This is a genomic window from Streptomyces sp. NPDC059003 (assembly GCF_042740445.1).
In the GTDB taxonomy this organism is placed as follows: Bacteria; Actinomycetota; Actinomycetes; order Streptomycetales; family Streptomycetaceae; genus Streptomyces.
In genome coordinates, this window is sequence record NZ_JBHYJH010000334.1 from 1 (window position 1) to 4,642 (window position 4,642).

Genomic DNA, 4,642 nt, shown 5'->3' on the forward strand with positions numbered 1-4,642 from the left:
GTCTGGGGCGGAGCCCCAGTTCGGGAAGGGGCGGGCTTGGGGGCTACGCGGCAGCGCCCCGCCCCAGCAGCGCCCTGATCGGATGCCACAGCTCCCCCGCCGCCATGGCCTCCGTGCGCCATATCAGCCCGTCGGGGTGGTGGAGGACCGCCGTGACCTCGTCCGGCGTCGGTGGGCGCGCGTTGCCGCGCAGGTACACCGCCCGCAGCCCCAGATTCCGCAGCCGCGTCAGCGCCCGCGCCCGGTTCCCCGCGTGCACGAGCACCCGCACCGCGCCGCCGCCGCTCGCCGGGCTCGGCAGGGTCAGTGCCACCACCACACTGCCGTTCGGCAGCTTGCAGAAACCTCCAGCGGCCATGCCGTGTCACACCCCCGTGAGACGTCGCGTCAATAAGAAATCCACAGCACGCACCTAAACACGATCGGCCGCCGCCCGCTAGGGGGCGACGGCCGATCAGCCGCTCGCAGGTCTCTGACCTGCGAAGACGAGAAATTGTTCGAGGGTTAGCGCGCCGAGCGGTCCACCTGGACCGTGATCGATGAGCCGTCCTTCGGCTGCTTCAGGATCTTGATCTTGGTGTTGGTGTCAGTGACCTTCACGCTGCCGGTGGGGTTCTGCGGGTACCAGTACGTGCCCTTGTGATCGTCGAAGACGGAGACGCCCTTCTTCGAGGTGATCTTCAGCGGCGCGTCCGCGTTGTGGAGCGTGATCGCGTCCGTGCGGTACTTCGAGAACGGCGCGTCGAACGGCTGGATCTTGTTGCGCAGGAGCGTGCCGTCCGTCCACTTCAGCGGCTTGGCGTGGGCGTCGACCGGAAGGATCAGGCCCTGGCCGTGGTGCTTGCTGACGTTGTTGTCCTTCTGGGAGGTGTCCCACTGCCAGATCAACAGGCCGGTCTGGTACGGGTAGTGCTCGACCCAGTCGGGACGGGACGCGAAACCGAAGTTGTACGGGCCGACCTTGAGGGTCTTGTCGTACGACACGTACTGCCGGTTCTCGGCGAAGTAGTACTGCTTGTACTTCTTCGTGAAGGACTCGCCGATGCGCGAGAAGCCCTTCACCTTCCAGCCGTTGTCGCCGTTCTCGGCGCCGTCGGTGAACAGCTTGGTGCCGTCCGCGGTGAGGGCGATCTCGTCGGCCGCGAAGCCCTTGAGCGAGGTGCCGCCGTCGGTGGCGTAGCGGAAGCGGACGTCGATCTTCTTGCCCGCGTAGGCGTCGAGCGGGTAGACGAGCTTCTGGTACTTCGCCGGGGAGCCGGTCAGGGCCGGCTTGTCGCCGCCGTCACGGGTGATGGGGCGGCCGTCGGCGGTGCCGTCGACGGGCGTCCAGTTGGCGCCGCCGTCCGTGGACACCTCGGTGTAGAGGTAGTCGTAGTTCCGCTCGATGTCCCACCAACCCTGCAGCGACAGCTCGGCCTTGGACTTGCCGGTGAGGTCGACGGAGCGGGTGAGGGTGTTCTTGAGGTTGTCGTCCTGGCCGCTCCACCACTGCTTGCTGCCCTCGGTGGGCTTGGCGACGGTCGTGGTGACCGGCTTCTTGGGGAGCGTGACGAGCAGCGCCTGCTTGTTGCGGGTGTTGTACTCGGACACACCCAGCTTGTGCGTGGACTTCGTGGCGGCCTTCGCCTTGGCGTAGTTGAGCCAGCCCAGCTGGAACTTGTCCCAGGCGTTCATGTCACCGGGCAGGTCGCCGATGGCGTTCTTGCCGGTGCCGAGCCAGGAACCGGCCGACATCAGCGACCAGAAGCCGACGGAGTTCTCCTCGCCCATCGCGGGACCCGTGGTGTCGTACAGGTCCGGCAGGCCGAGGTCGTGGCCGTACTCGTGGGCGAAGACGCCGAGTCCGCCGTTCTCCGGCTGCATCGTGTAGTCGCCGACCCAGATGCCCGACTTGCCGATCTGGGTGCCGCCCGACTTGTTGCCCGTGGGACCGGTGCGGCCCGCGTCGTCGCCGTACGCGTACCAGCGGTGCGCCCACAGGGCGTTCTCGCCCTCGGCGCCGCCGCCCGCCGACTCGTCCTCGCCCGCGTGGACGATCTGGAAGTGATCGATGTAGCCGTCGGGCTCGTTGAAGTTGCCGTCGTTGTCGAAGTCGTAGCGGTCCCACTTGTCGTACTTCGCGAGGTCCGCCTTGATCTGGGCGTCCGTGCGGCCCTTGGCCTTCTGGTCCGCGACCCAGGCGGTGACGCCGTCCTTGACCGCGTCCCACACGTTGGCGCAGTTGTTGTCGCCGCAGTAGTTGGAGCCGTAACGGGCCTCGTTGTAGTCGACCTTGACCCAGTCGGAGACCCCGCCCTCGACCGAGTAGCGGCCCGAGGAGGTCTTCTCGTAGTACGTCTTCAGCGAGTGCTTGCGCTTGCCGCTGCTGTCCTTGCCCTCGCCGAAGTACAGGTCCTTGAAGTGCTTGCGGTTGTAATCGGCCTGCCAGGCCGTGCTGTTGTCCTTCGCACGGTCCGGCTTGGGTATCTTGTTGTGCAGCGGGCCCGGCTCGCCGCCGTACTTCTTGACGGGCGGCTGCGGCCCGTCGGGACCGTCGGGGTCGTACATGGTGGTGTCGTCCACCTTGTCCCCGAACTCCACGAGAATCGTGAAGATCTTGTCGGTCTTCTCCCGGCCGAGCTCGACGTACTTCTTGTCGTCGAGCTTGACGACGTTGGAGCCGCCGCGCTTCTTCACCTCGGCCTCGCCCGACACGACCTGCTCCAGGGCGGCCTTGCGCTGCTGCGCCTGCTGCTTGCTGAACGGTCCGTCGAGGTCGTGGTCGACCTGCGTCTTGGGGTCCGCCGGGTCGCGGCGGTCGACGGCGGGTGCGTCCTTCGCCGCGGCCGCGTCGCCGTCGTCGGCCGCCGCCACCCCGTACGCCGAGAACGTCGCGGTGGCCGCGGCGAGGGCCACGGCCGCGGCCGCGACTCTGAACGTCCGTCTCTTGACTGTCACTTGATGCTTTCCTCCCCCGCGCCCGCGACACGGACCGCGTATCCCGGTCTGAGGAGGTCCGCGCGCGATATGCGCGTCACAAGTGACGACATTCGACCGGAGCGGGGGAAGAAAAGACAGACCTTGACTTGAACAGGCCAAGTGCTCTATGCAGACGCGATCGTCCGGCATCCGGACATGATCGGCATTCCGGGGCCCCGCGCCCGAACGGCATATTGCACCGTCAACGGGCGCGTGCAACGGTCCAGTTGATGGAATGCATGAATCCATGCGCCCCCCGTGCACCGGCGCCGTGTGTTAGGTCACGCTTACCGGATGGCATCGTCGGGCATGGAGGCAAACAGAGTCGAAACAGCGTCTATTTCTACGGTGCGGGCGGATGCTCGGCAAGGCATCCAAGTCGGCACCAGAGAGCACCCTTCGATTCGTATACGTTCACATACGTCCATACCGCCTGGATCTTCCGGATCCCACTGGAACGCCCGGATCACCCCCGCATCCGCTGTCCCGAGGACGGATCACGCCATGTCTCGCCCCATGCCTCGTCCGACCGCCGCACAGCTCTCCTATGGTGCCGCGACCGTCATCTGTTCCACCCTCGCCATGCTCCTGCTCTCCCAGGCGACTTCTCCACCGGGAGTCGCGGTCATAACGGTCGCCGCCCTCGGGCTCGGCCTGCTCGTTGCCTTAACGGTTCCTCTCCCCAAGCCGGAACCCGAGCCGGTGCTCCCGCCCCCCGCGCCCCGCGAGGAGCGGATCCCGGCGCAGCGGACGGTCATCGGACCGGTCCCGCTGCCCGACCCCGTCCACGAGCCCGTGCGCGAACCCGCCGGTCCCTGACCTCCGCGCCGTACGCGCCCGTACGCGAAACGGCGGGCCCGTGACGTATCCGGACCCGCCGCCGACGCGATCCCCGGTGCCGCCGCAGCACCGGGTCTCACGCATGCCTGCTCAACTGACGCTGACCACCACCGTCTTGGCCGCCTTGTCGTGCAGCCCCTGTTTGTAGGGCTTGTCGAAGAAGCTCCAGCCGCCGCAGATCGCCGTCCAGATGCAGGCGCAGCAGAACGCGAACGGCACCCACAGGACCGCGGCGCGGGCGAGCGCCGTCTGCAGGGTGGGCGTCGACCCGTCGTTGAGGTTGGCCACGCGCAGGCCGAGCCACTTCTTGCCGAGCGTCTGACCGTTCTTGGAGATGAAGTAGCTGTCGTACGCCACGTAGAGCAGAGCGGCGAGCAGTGCCTGGCCGAATGACTTGCTGTACTCGACCTTGTCCGGGTCGAGGTCGTACTCGTTCGTGCCGAACGCCCAGGTGAGCAGCCAGACGACCACGCCCACGATGATCATGTCGATGATGCGGGCGAGGACGCGTTTGCCGCTGTCGGCGAGTGGGGGCATGCCGGCGAGGGGGTCGCCGCCGCCGTAGGGGTCGCCGCCGTAAGGGGGCGGGGTCCCGCCGGGGGGCGGTGGGGTGTCGTACGGGGAGCCGCTGCCCGTCGGGGGTGGCTGCTTCCTGAACGGGTCGTTGTCGTCGGGGTCCGGGCTGCCGGGGTATTGCGGCGGTTCGGTGCTCATGGGGTGAGTGCACCTCGAAGTGGGGGGCGGCGCGAGTGGCGGGCGGCTGTACGGGTTACGGGTGACCTCGCGGGTGGCGCCCCAGTCCCGCCCCTTCCCGAACTAGGGGGCTGCACCCCCTAGCACCCCC

4 protein-coding genes are annotated in these 4,642 nt (G+C 67.6%); 1 reads left to right on the top strand and 3 read right to left on the bottom strand.

Going from position 1 to position 4,642, the window contains the following annotated elements; all coding sequences use genetic code 11:
- Positions 1-43 precede the first annotated feature (43 nt).
- Positions 44-358: a hypothetical protein gene (locus ACFWZ5_RS44810; protein ID WP_384806214.1), complete on the bottom strand. Its 315-nt coding sequence runs from the start codon at positions 356-358 to the stop codon at positions 44-46.
- A gap of 146 nt (positions 359-504) precedes the next feature.
- Complete coding sequence (locus ACFWZ5_RS44815) at positions 505-2,937, bottom strand: immune inhibitor A domain-containing protein (RefSeq protein ID WP_384806216.1); 2,433 nt, start codon at positions 2,935-2,937, stop codon at positions 505-507.
- A gap of 537 nt (positions 2,938-3,474) precedes the next feature.
- On the opposite strand from ACFWZ5_RS44815, the gene ACFWZ5_RS44820 reads away from it, so the two are divergent.
- Positions 3,475-3,777: a hypothetical protein gene (locus ACFWZ5_RS44820; RefSeq protein ID WP_384806218.1), complete on the top strand. Its 303-nt coding sequence runs from the start codon at positions 3,475-3,477 to the stop codon at positions 3,775-3,777.
- Between the two features lie 111 nt (positions 3,778-3,888).
- Here the strand turns inward: ACFWZ5_RS44820 and ACFWZ5_RS44825 are convergent, their stop codons facing one another.
- On the bottom strand, positions 3,889-4,512 hold the full coding sequence (locus ACFWZ5_RS44825; protein ID WP_384806221.1) for an RDD family protein: 624 nt from the start codon (positions 4,510-4,512) through the stop codon (positions 3,889-3,891).
- Positions 4,513-4,642 lie beyond the last annotated feature (130 nt).

Bases quoted from the DNA above. Each gene is read 5' to 3' on its own strand.
- ACFWZ5_RS44810 (WP_384806214.1), bottom strand. From the start codon at position 358: ATGGCCGCTGGAGGTTTCTGCAAGCTGCCGAACGGCAGTGTGGTGGTG.
- ACFWZ5_RS44820 (WP_384806218.1), top strand. From the start codon at position 3,475: ATGCCTCGTCCGACCGCCGCACAGCTCTCCTATGGTGCCGCGACCGTC.
- ACFWZ5_RS44825 (WP_384806221.1), bottom strand. From the start codon at position 4,512: ATGAGCACCGAACCGCCGCAATACCCCGGCAGCCCGGACCCCGACGAC.